Annotated in this window: 18 protein-coding genes; 8 read left to right on the forward strand and 10 right to left on the reverse strand. The window is 64.5% G+C overall.

From position 1 onward, the window contains the following. Nucleotides 1-97: 97 nt before the first annotated feature. Nucleotides 98-937, reverse strand: coding sequence for a protein-disulfide reductase DsbD domain-containing protein (locus ACPPVR_RS06730; RefSeq protein ID WP_426613458.1), 840 nt, complete (start codon nt 935-937; stop codon nt 98-100). Nucleotides 938-1,079: 142 nt separating this feature from the next. Here ACPPVR_RS06730 and ACPPVR_RS06735 point away from each other — a divergent pair, with 142 nt between their 5' ends. Then, on the forward strand, nt 1,080-1,724 hold the full coding sequence (locus ACPPVR_RS06735) for a YqgE/AlgH family protein (protein ID WP_426613459.1): 645 nt from the start codon (nt 1,080-1,082) through the stop codon (nt 1,722-1,724). 131 nt (nt 1,725-1,855) lie between these two features. Here ACPPVR_RS06735 and ACPPVR_RS06740 read toward each other — a convergent pair whose 3' ends face one another. Then, nucleotides 1,856-2,743: a TauD/TfdA dioxygenase family protein gene (locus ACPPVR_RS06740; RefSeq protein WP_426613460.1), complete on the reverse strand. Its 888-nt coding sequence runs from the start codon at nt 2,741-2,743 to the stop codon at nt 1,856-1,858. Nucleotides 2,744-2,840: 97 nt separating this feature from the next. Further along, a complete protein-coding gene (locus tag ACPPVR_RS06745; protein ID WP_426613461.1) occupies nt 2,841-3,620 on the reverse strand; it encodes an SDR family NAD(P)-dependent oxidoreductase in 780 nt (259 codons plus the stop codon). Between the two features lie 100 nt (nt 3,621-3,720). Here ACPPVR_RS06745 and ACPPVR_RS06750 point away from each other — a divergent pair, with 100 nt between their 5' ends. Together ACPPVR_RS06750 and ACPPVR_RS06755 are read left to right on the forward strand one after the other, a co-directional pair. Beyond that, entirely contained in the window at nt 3,721-4,458 is a 738-nt protein-coding gene (locus ACPPVR_RS06750) for an SDR family NAD(P)-dependent oxidoreductase (RefSeq protein ID WP_426613462.1), read from the forward strand. 60 nt (nt 4,459-4,518) lie between these two features. Beyond that, nucleotides 4,519-4,893: a CsbD family protein gene (locus ACPPVR_RS06755; RefSeq protein ID WP_426613463.1), complete on the forward strand. Its 375-nt coding sequence runs from the start codon at nt 4,519-4,521 to the stop codon at nt 4,891-4,893. 152 nt (nt 4,894-5,045) lie between these two features. On the opposite strand, the gene ACPPVR_RS06760 is transcribed toward ACPPVR_RS06755, so the two are convergent. Both ACPPVR_RS06760 and ACPPVR_RS06765 read right to left on the reverse strand, forming a co-directional pair. Beyond that, complete coding sequence (locus ACPPVR_RS06760; protein ID WP_426613464.1) at nt 5,046-6,746, reverse strand: DUF459 domain-containing protein; 1,701 nt, start codon at nt 6,744-6,746, stop codon at nt 5,046-5,048. 194 nt (nt 6,747-6,940) lie between these two features. After that, on the reverse strand, nt 6,941-8,317 hold the full coding sequence (locus ACPPVR_RS06765; RefSeq protein ID WP_426613465.1) for a lytic murein transglycosylase: 1,377 nt from the start codon (nt 8,315-8,317) through the stop codon (nt 6,941-6,943). A gap of 204 nt (nt 8,318-8,521) precedes the next feature. Here ACPPVR_RS06765 and galU point away from each other — a divergent pair, with 204 nt between their 5' ends. Then, complete coding sequence (galU, locus tag ACPPVR_RS06770) at nt 8,522-9,397, forward strand: UTP--glucose-1-phosphate uridylyltransferase GalU (RefSeq protein WP_426613466.1); 876 nt, start codon at nt 8,522-8,524, stop codon at nt 9,395-9,397. Between the two features lie 27 nt (nt 9,398-9,424). Here galU and ACPPVR_RS06775 read toward each other — a convergent pair whose 3' ends face one another. After that, nucleotides 9,425-10,921, reverse strand: a complete 1,497-nt coding sequence (locus ACPPVR_RS06775; protein WP_426613467.1) for a diguanylate cyclase — start codon at nt 10,919-10,921, stop codon at nt 9,425-9,427. A gap of 146 nt (nt 10,922-11,067) precedes the next feature. Between ACPPVR_RS06775 and ACPPVR_RS06780 the strand changes: the two genes are divergently transcribed. Further along, on the forward strand, nt 11,068-11,349 hold the full coding sequence (locus ACPPVR_RS06780; protein ID WP_426613468.1) for a DUF7662 domain-containing protein: 282 nt from the start codon (nt 11,068-11,070) through the stop codon (nt 11,347-11,349). Here the strand turns inward: ACPPVR_RS06780 and ACPPVR_RS06785 are convergent. Both ACPPVR_RS06785 and ACPPVR_RS06790 read right to left on the reverse strand, forming a co-directional pair. Next, nucleotides 11,346-14,222 (reverse strand): EAL domain-containing protein, encoded by a 2,877-nt coding sequence (locus ACPPVR_RS06785; protein WP_426613469.1) that lies wholly within the window; start codon nt 14,220-14,222, stop codon nt 11,346-11,348. The genes ACPPVR_RS06780 and ACPPVR_RS06785 overlap by 4 nt on opposite strands. 153 nt (nt 14,223-14,375) lie before the next feature. Then, the gene (locus tag ACPPVR_RS06790) at nt 14,376-15,374 is read right to left on the reverse strand and encodes an NAD(P)H-quinone oxidoreductase (RefSeq protein ID WP_426613470.1); all 999 of its coding nucleotides are present in this window, start codon (nt 15,372-15,374) and stop codon (nt 14,376-14,378) included. A gap of 96 nt (nt 15,375-15,470) precedes the next feature. On the opposite strand from ACPPVR_RS06790, the gene ACPPVR_RS06795 reads away from it, so the two are divergent. Then, a complete protein-coding gene (locus ACPPVR_RS06795) occupies nt 15,471-15,662 on the forward strand; it encodes a DUF1192 domain-containing protein (protein ID WP_426613471.1) in 192 nt (63 codons plus the stop codon). 288 nt (nt 15,663-15,950) lie between these two features. Here ACPPVR_RS06795 and ACPPVR_RS06800 read toward each other — a convergent pair whose 3' ends face one another. Next, nucleotides 15,951-16,085 carry a hypothetical protein gene (locus tag ACPPVR_RS06800; protein WP_426613472.1) on the reverse strand — a complete coding sequence of 45 codons (135 nt, stop codon included), beginning with the start codon at nt 16,083-16,085 and terminating at the stop codon, nt 15,951-15,953. Nucleotides 16,086-16,136: 51 nt separating this feature from the next. Between ACPPVR_RS06800 and ACPPVR_RS06805 the strand changes: the two genes are divergently transcribed. Then, nucleotides 16,137-16,646: a DUF1465 family protein gene (locus ACPPVR_RS06805; protein ID WP_426613473.1), complete on the forward strand. Its 510-nt coding sequence runs from the start codon at nt 16,137-16,139 to the stop codon at nt 16,644-16,646. A gap of 163 nt (nt 16,647-16,809) precedes the next feature. Here the strand turns inward: ACPPVR_RS06805 and rpmE are convergent, their stop codons facing one another. After that, on the reverse strand, nt 16,810-17,037 hold the full coding sequence (gene rpmE, locus ACPPVR_RS06810; protein ID WP_007599895.1) for a 50S ribosomal protein L31: 228 nt from the start codon (nt 17,035-17,037) through the stop codon (nt 16,810-16,812). Nucleotides 17,038-17,248: 211 nt separating this feature from the next. On the opposite strand from rpmE, the gene ACPPVR_RS06815 reads away from it, so the two are divergent. After that, on the forward strand, nt 17,249-19,075 hold the full coding sequence (locus ACPPVR_RS06815) for an ABC transporter ATP-binding protein/permease (RefSeq protein WP_426613474.1): 1,827 nt from the start codon (nt 17,249-17,251) through the stop codon (nt 19,073-19,075). The last annotated feature ends 34 nt before the right edge of the window (nt 19,076-19,109 follow it).

Below are 19,109 nucleotides of genomic sequence, written 5' to 3' on the forward strand. Positions count from 1 at the left end.
GTCCCGGATCTGCGCTGCGCTTGTCCGGGACGACAGCTGAACGTATGGCGCTAGCAGAGCAACTCTCTTGCTGTCGTCCTGACTACCGCTGGCACGACTACTCCAAATTCGTATTGAACTCGTACGACTTCTCCGGCCCGACCAAAGTGAACTTCAGCGCCGCGCCATCGGGCTTGGCGCCCGGCGGCAATCCGTCGAGCTCGAACGTGAAACGCTTCACGCCAGGCGGGCTGTGCTCGACCGGCGTAGGGATCGGTAGCGACCAGTCCGGTGTCGGTCCTTCCACGAACAGATTGACGCTGCTTTTATCCGGCGCAACCACATCGACCACCACGTTCTTAGGCCCGTCGCGTTTGACGTCACGGATGGTCAGCGGACTGGGATCGCCGATGGTCGCGGGCTTCGGCACGGTGTCGAGCGCGGCGAACAGCGCGCCGTCCTCGGTCGAGGCGACGCTGTTGAAGCCGAGCTCGGCATTGGCCTCGACGGGAATGCAGAGCTTTTCGCACACCGCGTAATTGATCTCGGCGCGCAGCGTCACCGGCTTGTCGGCCGTCTTGGGGACGATGCGCAGGGGCAGCACGATCTGGTCGTGATAGCCGATCGAATGTCCGCCGGCGCCGTCGTCGAATTTCAGCGGCGCCGGCCACATGATGGTCACGGCGTCGACATTTTCCGACTTGGAGAAGTCGAACCGTGGTGGAACGCCGGAATCGCCGGGGTTGCGCCAATAGGTCTTCCAACCCGGCTGGATCTGGAAGGCGATACCGCCAAGCAGGACCGCTCCGCTGCGCGATCCCGCGAGCAGCCGCACCGCCGAATGTCCGTCGCGCTGCCATGGCGAGGCGTCGTCCGCGCGCGCCGCAAACGCTAGGGACGACGCGAGCAAGATTGTCGCGACGCCAAACGCCGCACGCAGGGGAACTATGCTGAGCATGGTACGTCTTTACAGGGTCGTTCCGGGCCAAACCATTGAATTGCTTGTGATGGATGCACTTCAATCAAGTCTCTGCAAGCCTTGATTTGACAGCGGCCGAGCCCGACATCAGGATAGGAATTGAAACCGGAGTGCTTCAGCGATGGCTCCCGTAGGCAAAAGAACTGGCGGCAGCACCCGGAGCGCAGGCCCGGCGTTCCCGAATTCGGCCGGCTATCTCGACGGCCGGCTGCTGATTGCGATGCCGGTGATGGGTGACCCCCGTTTCGAGCGCTCGGTGATCTACCTCTGCGCCCATTCCGCCGAAGGCGCGATGGGTATCATCGTCAACCATCCGGCCGGCAGCATCGACTTTCCCGAGCTCCTGCAGCAACTCGGCATCGTCAAGAAGGGCGAGCACATCAAGTTGCCGGAGAATGCCGAGAGCATGAAGGTGCTCCGCGGCGGACCGGTCGACACAGGCCGCGGCTTCGTACTGCATTCCAGCGATTTCTACATCGAAAATGCGACGCTGCGGATCGACGACGGCGTCTGCCTCACCGCGACCGTCGACATCCTGCGGGCCATCGCCAACGGCTCCGGCCCCAAGCACGCCATCCTCGCGCTCGGCTACGCCGGCTGGGCGCCGGGCCAGCTCGAGACCGAGATCCAGAGCAATGGCTGGCTGCATTGCGACGCGGATGCGGACCTGATCTTCGGCGACGACGTCGACGAAAAATACGGCCGCGCGCTCCGCAAGATCGGCATCGATCCCGGCATGCTCTCGAACGAGGCAGGGCACGCGTAGCGCCATCCTCGCTGTCATGCCCCGCAAAGGCGGGGCATCCAGTACGCCGCGGCCCATCGGCTCTATCACTACCGTCTCGGAGTACTGGATCGCCCGCCTGCGCGGGCGATGACCACGTTCGTTGGCCGTAGCTACTCCGCCGCTTGCTGCTGCACCGTCGGCTCCGTTCCCGCCACCGTCGCACGCCGCATGTCGCGGGGCTGGGACTGGTCGTAGCGGCGGACGCGGTGCATGGTCTGGCGGTTGTCCCACATCACGAGATCATGCAGCTTCCATTTGTGGACATAGACGAACTCTGCGTTGGTCGCGTGCTCGTTGAGATCGCGCAGCAGCAGCCGACCCTCCGGCACGCTCATGCTCACGATCTTGCCGGCATGTGATGAGAGATACAGCGATTTGCGGCGATGGACGGGGTGCGTTCGCACCAGCCGCTGCAGCACCGGCTTGAACATCGCCTTCTCGTCGTCGGTGTATTCGGTGAAGCCGAGCGAGCCGCGCGAATACATCAGCGAATGTTCGCAGACGAGGTCCTTGATCTCCGCCTTGGTCTCGTCGTCGAGCGCGTCATAGGCCGCGCGCATGTCGGCGAATTCGGTGTTGCCGCCCTTCGGGTTCACCACGCGCGCCGACAGCAGCGAGAATTTTGCGGGGATCGGGCGGAACGAGCTGTCGGAATGCCACAGGCAGTTGCCGAGATTGAACAGATGCGTGCGGCTGTCTTTCGCCAGCGGCTTGCCGTCCTTGCCGAGATTGGAGACGTCGTTGAGGCCGGATTGTAGCCGGTAGTCCTGCGCCTTCGTGACAGTGCCGCCGCGGGCATCTTCGCGCTGGCCGAAATTCAGCGCGAATCCCATCTGCTGCTCGTCGTTGATGTCCTGGTCGTGGAAGACGAGCACCGCGTATTTATCCATCGCGGACTCAACCTCGCGCGCCTCGTCCTCAGTGAGAGGCTTGCGCAGGTCGAGGCCGGAAACCTCGCCGGCAAAATGCGTCTGAAGCTGCCGGATGGCGATCGTCATGGCGTTTCTCCCGCGGACCGCGAGCGGTTGGCCCCGCTCTATTGAAGAAAAAATTACTCCCGCTTCGGCAGATGTCAACGCTCGGCGCGCATGCCTCTTACGCGTTGCGCGCCATCAACCCGCCATCGACCGGGATCACCGCGCCGGTCAGGAACGACGCCGCCGGCAGGCACAGGCTCAGCGTCATGTGCGCGACCTCCTCGGGATCGCCGTAACGGCCGAGTGCGGTGCGGCGCTTGGCGTAGATGGTCTTGTGCTCCTCCGAAATGCGATCCGTGATCGCCGTGCGGATCGGGCCCGGGCAAATGCAGTTGACGGTGATGCCCTCGCGGCCGAGCTCCACCGCAAGCGAACGGGTCAGGCTCGCGACGCCACCCTTGGCCGCCGAATAGGGGCTGTGTAGCGCGGTGGCGCCGAGTGCCTCGGTCGAGGCGATGTTGACGATGCGCGGGCTTTTCGATTTGCGCAAGTGAGGCAACGCAGCGCGGATGATGCGCGGATGCGCGGTCAGCATCACCGCGATGCCCTTCGCCCAGGCGTCTTCGTAGGCCTCATCGTCGATCGCAACGCGAACGGAGATGCCGGCATTGTTGACGACGGCATCGAGCCCGCCGAAATATGCCGCTGCATCATTGACCACGCGCTTGATTTCGCCGCCGTCGGCAACGTCGAGCTTCCAGGCTTTCGTCGCTCCGCCGCTTGCTGCGATTTCTTTCGCAACGGCTTGAGCGCCTTGCTCGTCATAATCTGTGACGGCGACGTTCGCGCCTTCAGCGGCGAACACGCGCGCAGTCGCGCGTCCCATGCCGCTGGCCGCGCCCGTGACAAAAACGGTCAGGCCTTTCACGGAACGGCTGAGCTGTTTGAAGTCGGACATGCTGTTTCCTCGCGGCGTGCTTGTTTTTTGTTATGAGATTGACGAGGCTGGCATCGATCCGCAGACAGGTCAAACAGGCAAAACAAAAAGGGAGGCCGCGATGGCGAACGAGCTCGATTTCTCAGGCAAGCAGGTGCTGGTCGTCGGCGGCTCCAGCGGCATCGGTAACGGCATTGCGCAAGCGTTCCGCACCCGGGGCGCGCATGTCGCGGTGTGCGGCACGCGTGCTCGGCCTGCGGAATATTCGGCGGAGGAAGGCTCCGATCTGACCGGCCTCGACTATGCGCAACTCGATGTCGGCAATGCCGGCGCGATCGAGGCGTTCAAGCCGTCCTTCGACCGTCTCGATATCCTCGTGCTGGCGCAGGGCGCGGTGCTCTATCGCCGCGGCGAGTTCGAGATGACCGGCTTCCGCAAGGTCGTCGAGGTCAATCTGATGAGCCTGATGGCCTGCGCGACGCGCTTTCATTCCATGTTGCGGGATACCAAGGGCTCGCTGATCATGGTGTCGTCGACTGCGGCCTATCATTCCACCATGGGCAATCCCGCCTACAACGCGTCGAAGACCGGCGCGGTCGGATTGACACGGACGTTGGGCGAGGCGTGGGCGGAGGACGGCATTCGCGTCAACGGCATCGCGCCCGGTCTCGTCGACACCAAGATGACGAAGGTGACGACCGACAATCCCAAGCGGCTCGAAGGCGCGCTCGCGCGCATTCCGCTGCGCCGATTGGGCACGCCGGCTGACATGGCGGGCGCGGCGCTGTTCCTGGCGTCTCCGCTGTCGTCCTACATCATCGGCCAGACATTGGTTGTTGACGGCGGACTGATTCTTTAGGCGATTGGAACTGCACCGCGCCTGATCGGTTACCTCGGCTGACCCCCGAGGAGGACTGTCATGGACAAAGATCGAATTGTCGGATCTGCCAAGGAATTTGTCGGACGCGTCGAAGGCGCCGTCGGCGATGTCGCAGACGACTCAAAGACACAGGCGTCAGGCAAGGCGCGCGAAGCCGCCGGCACAGTGCAGAATCTCTATGGCCAGGCCAAGGATGCCGTGCGCGACGCCGGCGAGACTGCGGCCGGCTATGCCAAGGATGCTTACGACAAGCCGGGCGAAACCTTGCGCGATGGTTCGCAGGCGATCGCCCAGAAGGTGCAGGACAATCCGCTTGGGTCACTCCTGATCGCCGGAGGCATCGGCTTCGCGCTCGCGCTTCTGATGTCGCGCCCCGCGCGCCGCCCGCCGCCGCGCTGGCGTTATTACGGCTGAGGCAGTCGTCATTCCGGGGCGCGCCGCTCGGCGCGACCCGGAATCCATTCATCGACATCGATGGTGGCGCGATGGATTCTCAGATGCGCAATTGCGCATCATAGCTCGCGCGTCGCGCGCCCCGGAATCACATCTCAAATCAATTCAGCAAATTACCGGATCACTTCCGCCGACCGCCCGACGTTACCCGGCGGACGCGGGATCGCGGGATTGGGATTGCGCGGCCCAGGTGCCGGCGCAAATTGACGCGGCGGCGGCTGCGGAGCGCCGAAGCCAAAGAAATCACGAAATGACGGCGCCGCCTGCGCCGGCTGTTGCACCGTAGGTTTCTTGGGCGCGAGCTTTGGCGGCGCGATCGCAGCCGCAGCGCCCGGCGTGCCCGAAGCAGCAGCGCTACCGTCAGGCGTCGTCGCCGCCATCGGCGTGTCGCCCTTGGCCTGCTCGCGGCCGACTTCGCGGCGCGGCCAGGCATAATCGTCGGCACGGCCTGCGGGCGCCGCCAGCGGCTCGCCCTTCACCAGCGTCTTCGCAGCGAGTGCATCGACGGCGGCAGGACGCGTGCCCGGTCCGCCCAGCAATTGATCGGTCGAGATCGAGGCCGCAACCAGCGGCACGATCGGGCCCGCCAGCGGCCGCGGCGCAGGCTTGCCGGGCTCGGCGCTGGTGTCGGGGGTCGCGGGCTCGCTCGGCAGCGCAATCGGGCCGGAGCGGCCTGCGAGCAGGCGCGTGATCTCGCGCTCGACATAGTGCGCGAGCTTGCGCGCGCCGGGCTTGGTGAAATAGACGCCGTCATAGCTGCGGAGCTGGCGGATCTGGCCTTCGAAATCCGGGCCCTTCTGCAGGAAGCGGCCGGCTTCGTCGACAAAGCCGTCCCAGACGTCGACATAGGTGATGCCGGCCTTGGCCGCGCCTTCGCGATAAAGCGAATCCAGGAACAGCATGTCCGCGGTGCCCTTGGGTCCGCGGATCGCGGGCAGGCCGACCCAGAGCACCGGCACGCCCTTGCTCTTGAGCAAGGCGGTCAGTTCTTCGATCTTCTTGCTGTAGAGCTCGACCCAGCGGTCGTCGCGAAATTCGTAGAGGCCATTCGGATTGCGCGCCGCCTTTTCGGGCGTTGCCGCAGGCGTATCGGCGTTATCGGCGTCGTCCTGCGGCAGGTCGGTGTCCGCCGGCTTGTCCTCGGGCTTGGCAGCGGTGTCCGGCTTGGCATCGCCGGGCTTGGCGTCACCTGGCTTGCCCTGCGGCTTGGCGCGCGCGCCCTTGTCGTTCTTCTTGTCCTTGTCCGAAGCCTTGTCAGCTTTGTCTGCTGCGGGCTCGCGCATCGAGACGCGGTCGTTGAGGCCGAGCATGACGACGATGACGTCGGGCTTTTCGGTCTCGAGAATACCCTTCGCTGCAGCTGTCCAGTCCGACGGCTCGCCCTTCGGCTGGTACTTGATCAGGCCGGACGTGGTCTTGTGCTTGCGGATCACGCCCATGTCGGGCTGCTCGGTGTAGGCGTCTTCCAGACCGTAAGCGAGCCAGTCAGCCATGGCGTCGCCGATCACCAGCACGTTCTTGTCGGGGATCGTCTCGCGCTTGGCCGGCGAGGGCGCCCGCGAGAAATCCTGCCGCGGCGCCTGCTGCTGTTGCTGCTGGAATGGTGCAAAGAAATCGCCGCCGAACCATCCGCCGCCTCCGCCGTTTCGCGGCGGCGGAGCCGAGCGTTGCGGCGGGCCGCCGAAGCCGGGGAAGTTGAAGAACTGCGCCGAAGCGGGCCCCGCGATCAAGACCAGCATCGCAAGCGCCGTCCCCAGCGCGATCAACGGGCCGGTCTCGGTCAGCGCCTTGAAGAAAGACTTTGGCTTCGACATGCGATCTCGGGCACGCGCAATGGGGTCGGGAATAGGCTCGATATAATAACGGAATCGGGCCGCAAACGGGCAGATTCTATTGCAAATTCTGTTGCAGATTCTCTTGCAGATTCTTGCCCCATACACCGGGGATCAGCCACCCTCGTCAAGGCTATCGGGCAAAATCCCTGTTCAGGGTTACTTTCGGCGCGATTTTACCGACCGCGCAGCCGTTCCAGCACGTCGGAGGAGGCAAAACCGTCCGCCGGCACCCCGATCGAGGCCTGGAAGTTGCGCAGCGCGTCCCGGGTCTGGCCGCCGAACTGGCCGTCCGGGGTGCCCTTGTAGAAGCCGCGCTGGACCAGCAGCTGCTGGAGTTCCAGCCGCTCGGTGCGGGACAGTTCCCGTTCCTGCCGCGGCCAGGGCTGCACGAAGGGCTGGCCGCCCCGGAGACGGTCGGCGAAATGGCCGATCGCCATCGCATAGGCCTCGGCCGGATTATATTTCATGATGACCCGGAAATTCTGGAGCATCAGGAAACCGGGTCCCTGCGCGCCGGCCGGCGCCAGCAGGTAGGCTTTTTCCGCCGGATGCGGGAAGGGCTGATTGGTCGGACGCTTGAGCCCGAGCTTTTCCCACTGCGCGATCGTCATCGCCTTGGCGCGGTCGGCCAGCATGTAGTTGAAGCCCTGCGGCACCACGACCTCAAAACCCCAGGTCTGGCCGCTCTGCCAGCCGTCCTTCTTCAGATTGTTCGCGGTCGAGGCGATCAGGTCGGTCGGATTGTCGACGACGTCGCGCCTTCCGTCGCCATCGCCGTCCACGGCAAACCGCTTGAACGCGGTCGGCATGAACTGCGTCGGGCCGAAGGCGCCGGCCCAGGAGCCGCGCATCTGTTCTGGACGCAAATCGCCGCGGTTGACGATCTCCAGCGCGGAGAGGAACTCGTCCTTGAAATAGGCCTGGCGGCGGCCGACGCAGGCGAGCGTCGCGGTCGATTGCAGCACGCTGCGGTCACCCATCTGCGTCGAGTAATTGGACTCGATGCCCCAGATCGCGGCGATGATGTAGCGGTCGACGCCATAGGCTTTTTCCGTGGCGTCGAACTGCGCCTTGTATTTGGCGAGGACTTCCTTGCCCTTGGCGAGCCGGTTGTCGTTCACGAGGATGTCGAGATAATCCCAGATCGACTTGGTGAACTCGGGCTGCGAATCCATCAGGTCCATGATGCGCAGGTCGGGCGCGAGCCCTGCGGTGAAGCGCTGGAAATTTTCCTGCGTGATGTTTCGCCGTGCGGCATCAGGCCACATCCCGGCAACGCAATTGTTGAAATTGCCTGCCGCCTCGCGGATCGCGGCCGCGGTCATCAGCGGATGGCCGGAGGCGCCGTCCTCGCCGCTCCAGGGCTGGGCGCCGCCAGGGCCGGGTGCGGGTTGCGATGGCGCCGGGTTCGAGCCGGAGAAAATACCGCCGAACAGGTTCGACAGGCCGTTTTGCGCCTGGGCGTGTGCGGAGACAGGGAACAGCAACGCGGCCCCAAGTATTGTTGCGCCGGTCAAAGATAAAGCTACCGCTGTCACCAATTGCCTCATGTCCCACCTGTCCGGGCGAAAATCCGCCATCAGGAGGCCTCGTTACGGTTGCCAATATCTTAACAAAGGTGAATTTTTGCTGGTGACCTTTTTCTCAGATTCCCTGAGAGGGAGCCCTACATCCGCCTTTGTTGCCGGCTGCAAAACGGCTAGCAAGATGACATTGCTTCTTTCACATGTGCCCCAAGGTATTCGATCAATCACATGAAAATCCGCAAAGCCGTATTCCCCGTCGCCGGCCTCGGCACCCGTGTCCTGCCCGCCACCAAGGCGATGCCGAAGGAAATGCTGACCATCGTCGACAAGCCGCTGATCCAGTACGTCTATGACGAGGCCAGGGAAGCCGGCATCGAGCATTTCATCTTCGTCACCGGGCGCAACAAGAACGTCATCGAAGATCATTTCGACAAGATGTTCGAGCTCGACGCCACGCTGGCTGCGCGCGGCAAGAAGGCCGAGCAGGAGATCCTGGCGCAGAACCAGCCGGAAGCCGGCGCCGTCAGCTTCACCCGCCAGCAGGCGCCGCTCGGCCTCGGACACGCGGTCTGGTGCGCGCGCGACATCGTCGGCAACGAGCCGTTCGCGGTGGTGCTGCCCGATGAGCTCGTGCTCAATTCGCCCGGCTGCCTGAAGCAGATGATCGAGACCGCCGGCAAGCTCGGCGAAAAATCCAACGTCATCGCGGTCGAAGCGGTGCCCGACCATCTCACCCATCAATACGGCATCTGCGGCGTGGGCAAGCGCACCGGCAAGATGTTCGAGGTCGACGGCATGGTCGAGAAGCCGGCCAAGGGCACCGCTCCCTCGAATCTCTCGATCACCGGCCGCTACATTCTCCAGCCGGAAATCTTCAAGATCCTGGAGACCCAGGAGCGCGGCGCCGGCGGCGAGATCCAGCTCACCGACGCGATGATCGGACTGGCCAAATCGCAGAAATTCTACGGTGTCGAGTTCGAGGGCGAGCGCCATGATTGCGGCTCCAAGCCCGGTTTCCTCCGCGCCAACATCGCCTACGGCCTGAAGCGGCCGGAGCTGCGCGACGGGTTGATCGCGGAGATGAAGAAGTATCTGGGGCAGTAGCGCTCGCAATAACGGGGAGAGAGCCGCTCACGCCACCAGCGACAGCTTCTGCATGCTTGCGACCACGGACTGGTTGCGGCCGCCGGCTTTTGCGGCGTAGAGCGCCTTGTCGGCGGCGGCGACCAGAACGGCCCAATCCATGCCGGCGGTGGGCGTGAGGCTGGCGATGCCGCAGGAGACGGTCGATCCCGCCCCGCCGTCGGACCAGCCCTGGACCTTGCCGCGGATCGTCTCGGCGACCTCAAAGGCTTCGGTGACCGAAGTGTTCGGCAGCAGCACGGCGAATTCCTCGCCGCCATAGCGCGCGGGGCAATCACCGGCGCGGCGCACGGAATCGGAAATGCAGATGGCGATGCCGACCAGCACCTGGTCGCCGGCCTGGTGGCCGAAGGTGTCGTTATAGGCCTTGAAATGATCGGCATCGATCATCAGCAGCGCGACTTGCGTTTTCTGGCGCATGGCGCGCCGCCACTCGATGTCGATGACATTGTCGAACTTGCGGCGGTTGCGCAGGCCCGTCAGCGCGTCCGTCGTCGCCATCTCCTCGAGCCTGCCTTCGGCCTCGGCGCGCCGGCCGATCTCGCGGGCGAGCACGATCGCCGACCCCAGCACGAACAGGGCGAGCGCCAGGACCACGGCGCCGATGCGGAGCGCCTCCCTCTGCCACAGCGCGAACACGGAGCCGAGCGGCTTTCCGGCCACCACGAACAGCGGATTGGTCCCGCTGCTGCGGACATAGAGCCGCGGCGTGCCGTCGATCGGTCCCTGTCCGGCAAACGAGCCGCCCGCCTTCAGGTTGTCGGGCTTCCAGACCTCCTGGTCGCCGAGGTTCCTGCCGATCACGTCGAGATCGAATGGTCGCCGCATCATGATGGTGCGGTCGCGCTTGAGCACGGTGATGGTGTCCTCGGGATCGAGGCTCAGCCGTTCGAACAACTCGTGGAAATAGCTGAAGCGGATCGAGCCGGCGACCACGCCCATGAAGCCGCCGTCGGTATCGCTGATGCGACGGCTCAGCACGATCGAATAGGCGCCGCGGAACAGCATCGGGCGGCTGATGAACAGTCCGACGTCGGGGTTGTCACGATGAACCCTGAAATACTCCTCGTCGCCGCGGTTCTCAGGCTGGGGATCGAGCGTGGAGGCGTCGATGGTCAATCTGCCGTCGGCATCGAACACCTGGATGGCGCCGAAATGCCGGGCCGTGGTCGCATGATCGAACAGGATGAGGTGACGGATCGGCTTGGAGACCGCGGCGATCTCCGGCAGCAGCATATTGTTGACGACCGCCTTCAGGGACAGGTCGTAGATCTCGATATTGCGGCTGACGTCGGCCTCGATCGTCGTGGCCAGGTTTTCCAGCGTCTGGCGCGCCAGCGCCTCCTCGCCGCGACGCATGTCCAGCATGACGTTGACGCAAATGGCGGAAAAGCCGATCACCGTCACGACGGACGAGATGATCAGCAGTTTCGCCGAAATCCGCCAAGGCCGGCGGGCCCTGACTTCGCGCCATCCAGACAGCATCGCTTGCTCCCGACATTAGTGGATGCGCCTGAAATCTTGCGTAGTGTTTAAGCCGGGACGGCGCTGCCGCAATGAGTTAAGAATTGGTTTCCGCCAGCCTCGCTTTTGGGCAGATGAGGCTGCGGACAAATGGATAGAGGACGACGGTGACCGACTACGACGCGTTGCGCGATTACCTGCTGCGGCACAAGCAGGCGGAATTTGTGCTGAGCTTTGAAGAGATCGAGGAGATCATCGGCGCGGCCCTGCCGCGCGCGGCGAATCGTGCCTCCTGGTGGGACACCTCGCGCAGCCCGGATATCCAGATGCCGCAGCGCGAAGCCTGCCTCGCCGCGGGTTTCAAGGCCACGCGGATGCCGGACGGCCAGACCGTGCGGTTCACGAAGCAGAAGAGTGACCGGCGGCGCGTGGCGGCAAAGAGCGACTAGCTTGCCGCTTCCAGCCGCACTTCCGTGAGCAACCGCATCGCCGCGTCCGCGTCCATGGGCTCGCCGAAGGCAAAGCCCTGCGCGTATTCGCAGCCCAGCTGGTAGAGCTCGACCGCGTCGGAATCGGTCTCGGCGCCTTCCGCCACCACGTCCATACCGAGATCATGCGCGAGCGCGATGATCGACTTCAGGATCACGGGCCGCGTGCCGCGGTTGGTGGTGCGCACGAACGACTGGTCGATCTTGATGGTGTCGAACGGGAAGCGCTGCAGATAGGCCAGCGAGGAGTGGCCGGTGCCGAAATCGTCGAGCGACAGCCCTGTGCCGAGTTCGCGGATCCGCGTCAGCATCTGCGCTGCATGCTCCGGATTCTCCATCACCAGCGATTCCGTCAATTCCAGCTTCAGCGTGCCGCGCGCCACCGACGAGCGCGACAGCACGGTGCGGATGTCGTGGATCAGGTCATGGCGCAGCAACTGCCGCGAGGAGACGTTGACGGATGCGAAGATCGGCTCGCGCGAGCGCATCGCGCGCTGCCAGATCGAGAGCTGCTTTGCGGTCTGGTCGAGCACGAACATGCCGAGGTCGATGATCAGCCCGGTCTCTTCCGCAATGGTGATGAATTCCGACGGCGCCATGCGCCCGAGCTTCGGATGATCCCAGCGCACCAGCGCCTCGAAGCCGGCGACCGAACGATCCTCCAGCCGCACGATCGGCTGATACAGGATGGTGAGCTCCTGACGCTCGATGGCGCGGCGCAATTCGCTTTCCAGCGTCAGGCGGTCGGTCTTCCGGGCGCGCATCGCCGACTTGTAGACGTCGATGCGGTCGCCGCCGATGCGCTTGGAATGGTACATCGCAAGCTCGGCGTCCTTGATGATCTCATCAGTGAGCTGAACCTGCGGATCAGACAGGGCGAGGCCGATCGAGGCGGTCAGGAAGATCTCACGGTCGTTGAAGGCGATCGGCGCGCGGATGGTCTTGCGGATGGTCTCGGCAAACGCGGTGATGCGGGCGGGGTCCTGCTCCGAGAGCAGGATCAGGCCGAACTGGTCACCGGCGAGCCGCGCCAGCGTGTCCTGCGGCTTCAGGATGCGGGTAAGGCGGCGGGCGAGCGTCAGCAGGATGGAGTCGCCGACCGCGATGCCGACGGAATCGTTGACCTGCTTGAAGCGGTCGAGGTCGATCACCATCAGCGTCGGCCGTAGCGTCGGCATGGTCTTGGCGAAATGCGCGACAGCACCTAACCGGTCCATGAACAGCTTGCGGTTGGGCAGGCCGGTCAGATTGTCATGCACGGAATCGTGCAACAGGCGTTCCTCGGCGTTGCGCAGCTCAGTGACGTCGGTGAGCGTGCCGACCACGCGCGAGACCTCGCCGTCGGAGCCGACCACCGGGCGCGCCTTCAGCGCGAACCACATGAAATGGCCGTCCGGGGTACGCAGGCGGAAATCCTGCACCAGGCGCCCGCGGCGCTGGTCGAGGACGCTGTCGAGCGCTGCGCGGAAACGGTCCTGGTCGAGCGGATGCAGCACCTCGAGCCACGACGCGGCCGGGCCTTCCAGCGTGCCGCGCTTGAGGCCGAGCAGGGCTTCGGTCTCGGGGCTGGTGAAAACCTTGTCTGCGGAAACGTCCCAGTCCCAGATCAAATCGCCGGAGCCGGCCAGCGCCAGCGCCCGTCGCTCGATGTCCGAGACGACGCCCGTGGTGGCGCCGCCACCGGCAAAGGCGTGCTGCATGACCGTGAAGCCGATCAGCATCACGATCAGCACGAGGCCGCCGAGCAGCGCCGGGCCGACGATGTCGTTGGTGACGGAGCCCGCCACCGTCATGCCGGCCGCGATCACCCAGATAACCAGCAGGAACCATGTCGGGATCAAGAGCACCGCGCGGTCGAAGCCGTGGGTGGAGAGATAGACGATCAGCGCGAAGCCGGCGAAGGCGATCAGCACCAGCGATATGCGCGCGATGCCGGAGGCCACTGCCGGGTCGAACAGAGCCAGCGCCACCAGCGAGCCGAGGAAGGCCAGCCAGCCCACAGTGATGTGCGAATAGCGCACGTGCCATCGACTGAGGTTGAGATAGGCGAACAGGAACACCAGCAGCGTCGCCGCCAAAATCGCTTCACCCGCCGCGCGCCAGATGCGCTCGGCGTTGTTCGACATGTCGAGCACCTTGCCCCAGAAGCCGAAATCGACGCCGATATATACCAGCACCGCCCAGGCCAGCGCCGCGGCCGCCGGGAACATGATGCTGCCCTTGACCACGAACAGAATGGTCAGCACCAGCGCAAGCAGGCCCGAGATGCCGATCACGATGCCCTGGTAGAGCGTGAAGGAGTTGACCTTGTCCTTGTAGGCTTCCGGTTCCCACAGATAGAGCTGGGGCAGCTTGTCGGTACGCAGTTCCGCGACGAAGGTGATGACGGCGCCGGGGTCGAGCGTGATGCGGAACACGTCGGCGGTCGGGCTTTCCTGCCGCTCCGGCCGGTCGCCGGTCGACGGTGTGATGGTCGCGATGCGCGACAGTCCGAGGTCGGGCCACAACAGCCCCGAGGAGACGATGCGGTAATGCGGGGCGACGATCAGGCGGTCGAGCTGGTCGTCAGTGTTGTTGGCGAGCGCGAACACGATCCAGTTCTGGCCGCCCTCGCGGGCGCGCACCTCGATGCGGCGGACAATGCCGTCGGTGCCGGGCGCGGTGGAGACCTGGATGCGGTCGGCGTCGCTGCGCTGGTGCTCGAGCACGCCGGTGAGGTCGATCGCGGGCGCATCGCCGCGGACGCTGACAGCGTCAAGCGCGCGTGCTGGCGACGCGGCGACAAGAATCATGAGGCCCAGCGCGATGGGCGCGAGGCACCTGATCAGACGCAAGGTCAGTTCTCCGCGTTCGACGCAAACTTGGCGTGCAAGGCTGGCACGCAATGGCGATTTCAGGCCGGACGGAAGTGGTTCGGCACATCGCGATAGATGCCACGAAAGCGAGGAAAATCAAAGGGTTTCCGCCTTGCCGGGTGGGCCAGAGGCCTAGACCTCCAACACAATTTTGCCAATATGTGCTGAGGTCTCCATGCGGCGGTGCGCATCGGATGCCTTTTCCAGCGGGAAAGCGCTGTCCATCAGGGGTTTGACGCGGCCTTCGCGCAGCAGCGGCATCACTTTGGCCTCGATCGCGGCCACCATCGCCGCCTTGTCCGCATTACTACGGGGGCGCAGCGTCGAGCCGGTATGGGTCAACCGCTTCACCATCACCTTGGCGATGTTGACGCTGATCTTGGGGCCGTTGAGGGTCGCGATCTGCACGATCCGGCCGTCGACCGCGGCGGCGTCGTAATTGCGGTCGACATAGTCGCCGGCCACCATGTCGAGGATCAGATTGACGCCGGCCTTGTTGGTCTCTTCCTTGACCACGGCGACGAAGTCTTCGGTCTTGTAGTTGATGGCGCGGTCCGCCCCGAGCTTGAGGCAGGCATCGATCTTGTCCTGCGAGCCGACAGTGACGAACACCTTTGCACCGAACGCTTTCGCAAGCTGGATCGCCATGGTGCCGATGCCGGAGGAGCCGCCGTGGATCAGCAGCGTCTCGCCGGCCTTGAGGCCGCCGCGCTCGAACACATTGTGCCAGACCGTCATCAGGGTTTCCGGCAGCGCGCCGGCTTCCGTGATCGACAACGCGGGCGGCACGCTCATCGCCTGGGCGTCTTGCGCGATGCAGTACTGCGCATAGCCGCCACCGGCGACGAGCGACATCACCTTGTCGCCGATCTTGTGCCGCTTGGCATTGCTGCCGACGGCAACCACTTCGCCCGCGATCTCGAGGCCCGGCAGGTCGCTGGCGCCGGGCGGCGGCGGATAGGCGCCGGAGCGCTGCGCGACGTCGGGCCGGTTCACGCCGGCCGCTTGCACCTTGACCAGGATCTCGTCGGGACCGGGCTGCGGAACGGCACGTTGTTCCGGCACCAGCACCTCCGGTCCACCGGGCTTGGAAATGGCGACCACGGTCATTTGCGCGGGCAGCTTGTCCATGATGTGTCCTTGAGCAAAGGTGCGGGATGGAACGAGGCCTTTGCTTAGCCAGCGCGGTTCAAGCTGGCAACCGCTTCAACGCATGGAGGAACCACGATGGCGACGGAAGACGACGACCGCCCGCGCAAGAAAATCAGCCATGAGATCGGACAGGACCTCTCGCTTTTGTCGGTCGAGGAACTGACCGAACGCGTCGCCCTGCTCAAGACCGAGATTGTAAGGCTCGAGGAAGCCGCCACCAGGAAGCGCGCCTCGCGCGATGCGGCCAACAGCGTCTTCAAGTCGTAGGGCGGGCGACAGCGGGGCCTTCATGGTTCACCCGGCGATGCAAAGCATCATCCAGAGACGCGCGCGAAGAGCGCGCTCCTCACGATGAGGGGCAAGTCCTTGCCTGCCGCGCCTGCACCGAGACCGTTCCGCAATGCACTCAGCCAGCGGCCGACATGGCTAACGAATCCTCAAAAAAATCGTTCGTTTACTCCTAATTAAGCTTTCGAGTTTATGACTGGAACTGTCCTCGTTTGGACACCGAGTGGCTCCTGTCCACTCTGTTTGACGCCTCCCTGTTATCAACTTTCAAAGCCGCCGGTTTTCCGGCGGCTCTTTTTTTGCGTTTCTTTCCAGTTGAACTTCGAGGAAAGACCCGCGGAAACCATATCCGCGCTTGTCGCTGGACTCCGGGTCCGGCCCGCGCAATGATTTGTTCATCATAAGCCGGCGCCTAAGCCGGACCGGTAAACAGTTGCGTAAGGGGCGTTAACCATGGAACGTTTGCAAGCCGAAGGCGCTCTCGTTCAACTCAGCGAGCGGTTCACCAATTCTGCGGCGTTCGGCGTCCTGTTCCGTGAGGGCATGGACCTGGTCGAAGAGACCGCCGCCTATCTCGACGGCGCCGGCCGCACCGAGGCCAAGGCGCTCGACCGCGCCGTCAGCCTCACCTATGCCACCGAGAGCATGCGTCTCACCACCCGCCTGATGCAGCTTGCCTCTTGGCTGCTGCTGCATCGCGCGGTCAAGGAAGGCGAGATGACGCTGGGCCAGGCCAATCGCGAGAAGACCAAGGTCAAGCTCTCGGCCGCCGATCCCGGTGCCGCCGACAGCATCGACAAGCTGCCGTCGCAATTGCAGGACCTGATCCATCGCTCGATGAGCCTGCAGACCCGCGTGCGCCGCCTCGACACCACCATCCACACCCCGCCAGCCGATTACCCCACGATCGGCAACCCGCTGGTGCCGCATCTCAACGCGCTGAAGGCCGCGTTCGAGCGGTAAGCGCAACCCCGTCATTGCGAGCGAAGCGAAGCAATCCAGAATGTCTCCGCAGAGGCAGTCTGGATTGCTTCGTCGCAAGCGCTCCTCGCAATGACGAGAACCCCCAAACAAAAACGCCCCCGGTCTCCCGGGGGCGTTTTTCGTCTCCAGCCTTGCGGCCGGATCAATCCTTTTTGAGGAAGCCCGAAAACTTCTTCTGGAAGCGGGAGACGCGGCCGCCGCGATCCATCAGCTGGGCGTTGCCGCCGGTCCAGGCCGGGTGCGACTTCGGGTCGATGTCGAGGTTCAGCGTGTCGCCTTCCTTGCCCCAGGTGGAGCGGGTCAGGTACTCGGTTCCGTCGGTCATCACGACCTTAATCGTATGATAATTCGGATGAATCTCGGCTTTCATGACAATTCCTAGGGCGACCGGCGCCGCTCGCTTGAGTGATGATCGATGACGGATTTGGCGGCTCTATAACCCACGGGGGCCCCTAAAACAAGCCATTGTGGGGCAAGGAGAACCGGCCGGTCCCCTAAGTGACATCCCGGATTTGCCACTCCCCCTGCGCGGGCCTATGTGGAGCACACCTTACCTCTTTTGCCTCTTTTGGTCGGATCTCATGAGCGCAGTAGAACGGCTTGAAACCGGGCCTGTAGAAGACGCGTCGATCGAAGCCGAGCTGCTCGAGCAGCCGGCGAAGAGCCGCGCCAAGCTGCGGCCGCTGCTGGCGCTCGCGCCTTATGTCGCCCGCTATCGCGGCCGCGCCGCACTCGCCTTCGTCTCGCTGACGGTCGCCGCACTGACCACGCTGCTGGTGCCGGTCGCGGTGCGCAGGATGATCGATTTCGGCCTGACGCCGGAAGGCATCGCCCTGATCAACAGCTACTTCTCGGTGATGATCGCGGTCGTCGCGGTGCTCGCGCTCGCGAGCGCGTCCCGCTACTACCTCGTGATGACGATCGGCGAGCGCATTGTCACTGACTTGCGCAGCGACGTCTTCGCCCATCTGCTTTCGCTGTCGCCGGCCTTCTTCGATTCCGCGCGCAGCGGCGAATTGGTATCGCGGCTTACCGCGGACACCACCCAGATCAAATCCGCGGTCGGCGCCTCCGTCTCGATCGCGCTGCGCAATCTCATGATGTTCTTTGGCGCGGCAGCCATGATGGTGATCACCAGTCCGCGCCTGTCGGGCTTCGTGCTGCTCGCAATCCCCCTGATCGTGCTGCCGCTGGTCGCCTTCGGGCGCTGGGTGCGGCGTCTGTCGCGCAATGCGCAGGATACGCTTGCGGATGCGTCCGCCTATGCCGGCGAGCTGATCGGTGCGATCCGCACCGTGCAGGCCTATACCAGCGAAGGGCTGGCCGCGAAGCGTTTTGGCGGCGAGGTCGAGCAGGCCTATGAGGCCGCGCGGACCTCGACGCAGGCGCGTGCGGTGCTCACCGCCGTCATCATCTTCATCGTGTTCGCAAGCGTGGTCGCGATCCTCTGGATCGGCTCGCATGACGTGCTCACGGGCACCATCACGCCGGGCCGGCTCGGCCAGTTCGTGCTCTATGCGGCGTTTGCGGCCGCCGGCCTCGGCCAACTCAGCGAGGTTTGGGGCGAGGTTTCGGCGGCTTCCGGCGCTGCCGAGCGCCTGTTCGAGATTTTGCATGTGCAGCCCGAGATCGCAGCGCCCGCTTCCCCGCGCGCGCTGCCGGTGCCGGCGCGCGGCGAGGTCGGGTTCGATCATGTCAGCTTCTCTTATCCGGCGCGGCCCGACGTCAACGTGCTCGACGCCGTGTCATTCACGGTGCGGCCCGGCGAGAAGGTCGCGATCGTTGGTCCGTCCGGCGCCGGCAAGAGCACGATCTTCCATCTGCTGCTGCGCTTCTACGACCCGCGCAATGGCGCGATCTCGCTCGACGGCGTGCCGGTGAAATCGGCCGATCCGCGCGACTTCCGCGCCCGCATCGCGCTGGTCCCGCAGGAATCGAACGTGTTTGCGGCCAGCGCCCGCGACAACATCCGCTTCGGCCGGCCCGACGCGACCGACGCCGAGGTCGAGCGCGCCGCCGAGCTCGCGCATGCCACCGAGTTCATCCGCCGCCTGCCCGAAGGCTTTGACACCCCGCTCGGCGAGCGTGGCGTGACACTCTCCGGCGGCCAGCGCCAGCGCATCGCGATCGCCCGGGCGATCCTGCGCGATGCACCGCTGTTATTGCTCGATGAAGCCACCTCCGCGCTCGATGCCGAAAGCGAGACACTGGTGCAGACCGCGCTCGAAGAGCTGATGAGCCACCGCACCACGCTGGTGATCGCGCACCGGCTGGCAACCGTCTTGTCCTGCGACCGCATTCTCGTGATGGACCAGGGCAAGATCGTCGAACAGGGCACGCATGCCGAGCTCGTGGCGGTGAACGGGCTCTATGCGCGATTGGCAAGGTTGCAGTTCGAGGGCGCGTGAGGCGGCGCCTCATTCATGGTGTCATCGCCCGCGA

The sequence above is a fragment of the Bradyrhizobium sp. McL0616 genome (genome assembly GCF_049993385.1).
GTDB lineage: Bacteria > Pseudomonadota > Alphaproteobacteria > Rhizobiales > Xanthobacteraceae > Bradyrhizobium.

What these genes read in the sequence shown, in the direction of transcription:
- galU (WP_426613466.1), top strand. Translation starts at nt 8,522, where the DNA reads ATGAAAATCCGCAAAGCCGTATTCCCCGTCGCCGGCCTCGGCACCCGT.
- ACPPVR_RS06815 (WP_426613474.1), top strand. Translation starts at nt 17,249, where the DNA reads ATGAGCGCAGTAGAACGGCTTGAAACCGGGCCTGTAGAAGACGCGTCG.
- ACPPVR_RS06765 (WP_426613465.1), bottom strand. Translation starts at nt 8,317, where the DNA reads ATGAGGCAATTGGTGACAGCGGTAGCTTTATCTTTGACCGGCGCAACA.
- ACPPVR_RS06735 (WP_426613459.1), top strand. Translation starts at nt 1,080, where the DNA reads ATGGCTCCCGTAGGCAAAAGAACTGGCGGCAGCACCCGGAGCGCAGGC.
- ACPPVR_RS06760 (WP_426613464.1), bottom strand. Translation starts at nt 6,746, where the DNA reads ATGTCGAAGCCAAAGTCTTTCTTCAAGGCGCTGACCGAGACCGGCCCG.
- ACPPVR_RS06775 (WP_426613467.1), bottom strand. Translation starts at nt 10,921, where the DNA reads ATGCTGTCTGGATGGCGCGAAGTCAGGGCCCGCCGGCCTTGGCGGATT.
- ACPPVR_RS06795 (WP_426613471.1), top strand. Translation starts at nt 15,471, where the DNA reads ATGGCGACGGAAGACGACGACCGCCCGCGCAAGAAAATCAGCCATGAG.
- ACPPVR_RS06755 (WP_426613463.1), top strand. Translation starts at nt 4,519, where the DNA reads ATGGACAAAGATCGAATTGTCGGATCTGCCAAGGAATTTGTCGGACGC.
- ACPPVR_RS06730 (WP_426613458.1), bottom strand. Translation starts at nt 937, where the DNA reads ATGCTCAGCATAGTTCCCCTGCGTGCGGCGTTTGGCGTCGCGACAATC.
- ACPPVR_RS06800 (WP_426613472.1), bottom strand. Translation starts at nt 16,085, where the DNA reads ATGATGAACAAATCATTGCGCGGGCCGGACCCGGAGTCCAGCGACAAG.
- rpmE (WP_007599895.1), bottom strand. Translation starts at nt 17,037, where the DNA reads ATGAAAGCCGAGATTCATCCGAATTATCATACGATTAAGGTCGTGATG.
- ACPPVR_RS06745 (WP_426613461.1), bottom strand. Translation starts at nt 3,620, where the DNA reads ATGTCCGACTTCAAACAGCTCAGCCGTTCCGTGAAAGGCCTGACCGTT.
- ACPPVR_RS06805 (WP_426613473.1), top strand. Translation starts at nt 16,137, where the DNA reads ATGGAACGTTTGCAAGCCGAAGGCGCTCTCGTTCAACTCAGCGAGCGG.
- ACPPVR_RS06750 (WP_426613462.1), top strand. Translation starts at nt 3,721, where the DNA reads ATGGCGAACGAGCTCGATTTCTCAGGCAAGCAGGTGCTGGTCGTCGGC.
- ACPPVR_RS06740 (WP_426613460.1), bottom strand. Translation starts at nt 2,743, where the DNA reads ATGACGATCGCCATCCGGCAGCTTCAGACGCATTTTGCCGGCGAGGTT.
- ACPPVR_RS06790 (WP_426613470.1), bottom strand. Translation starts at nt 15,374, where the DNA reads ATGGACAAGCTGCCCGCGCAAATGACCGTGGTCGCCATTTCCAAGCCC.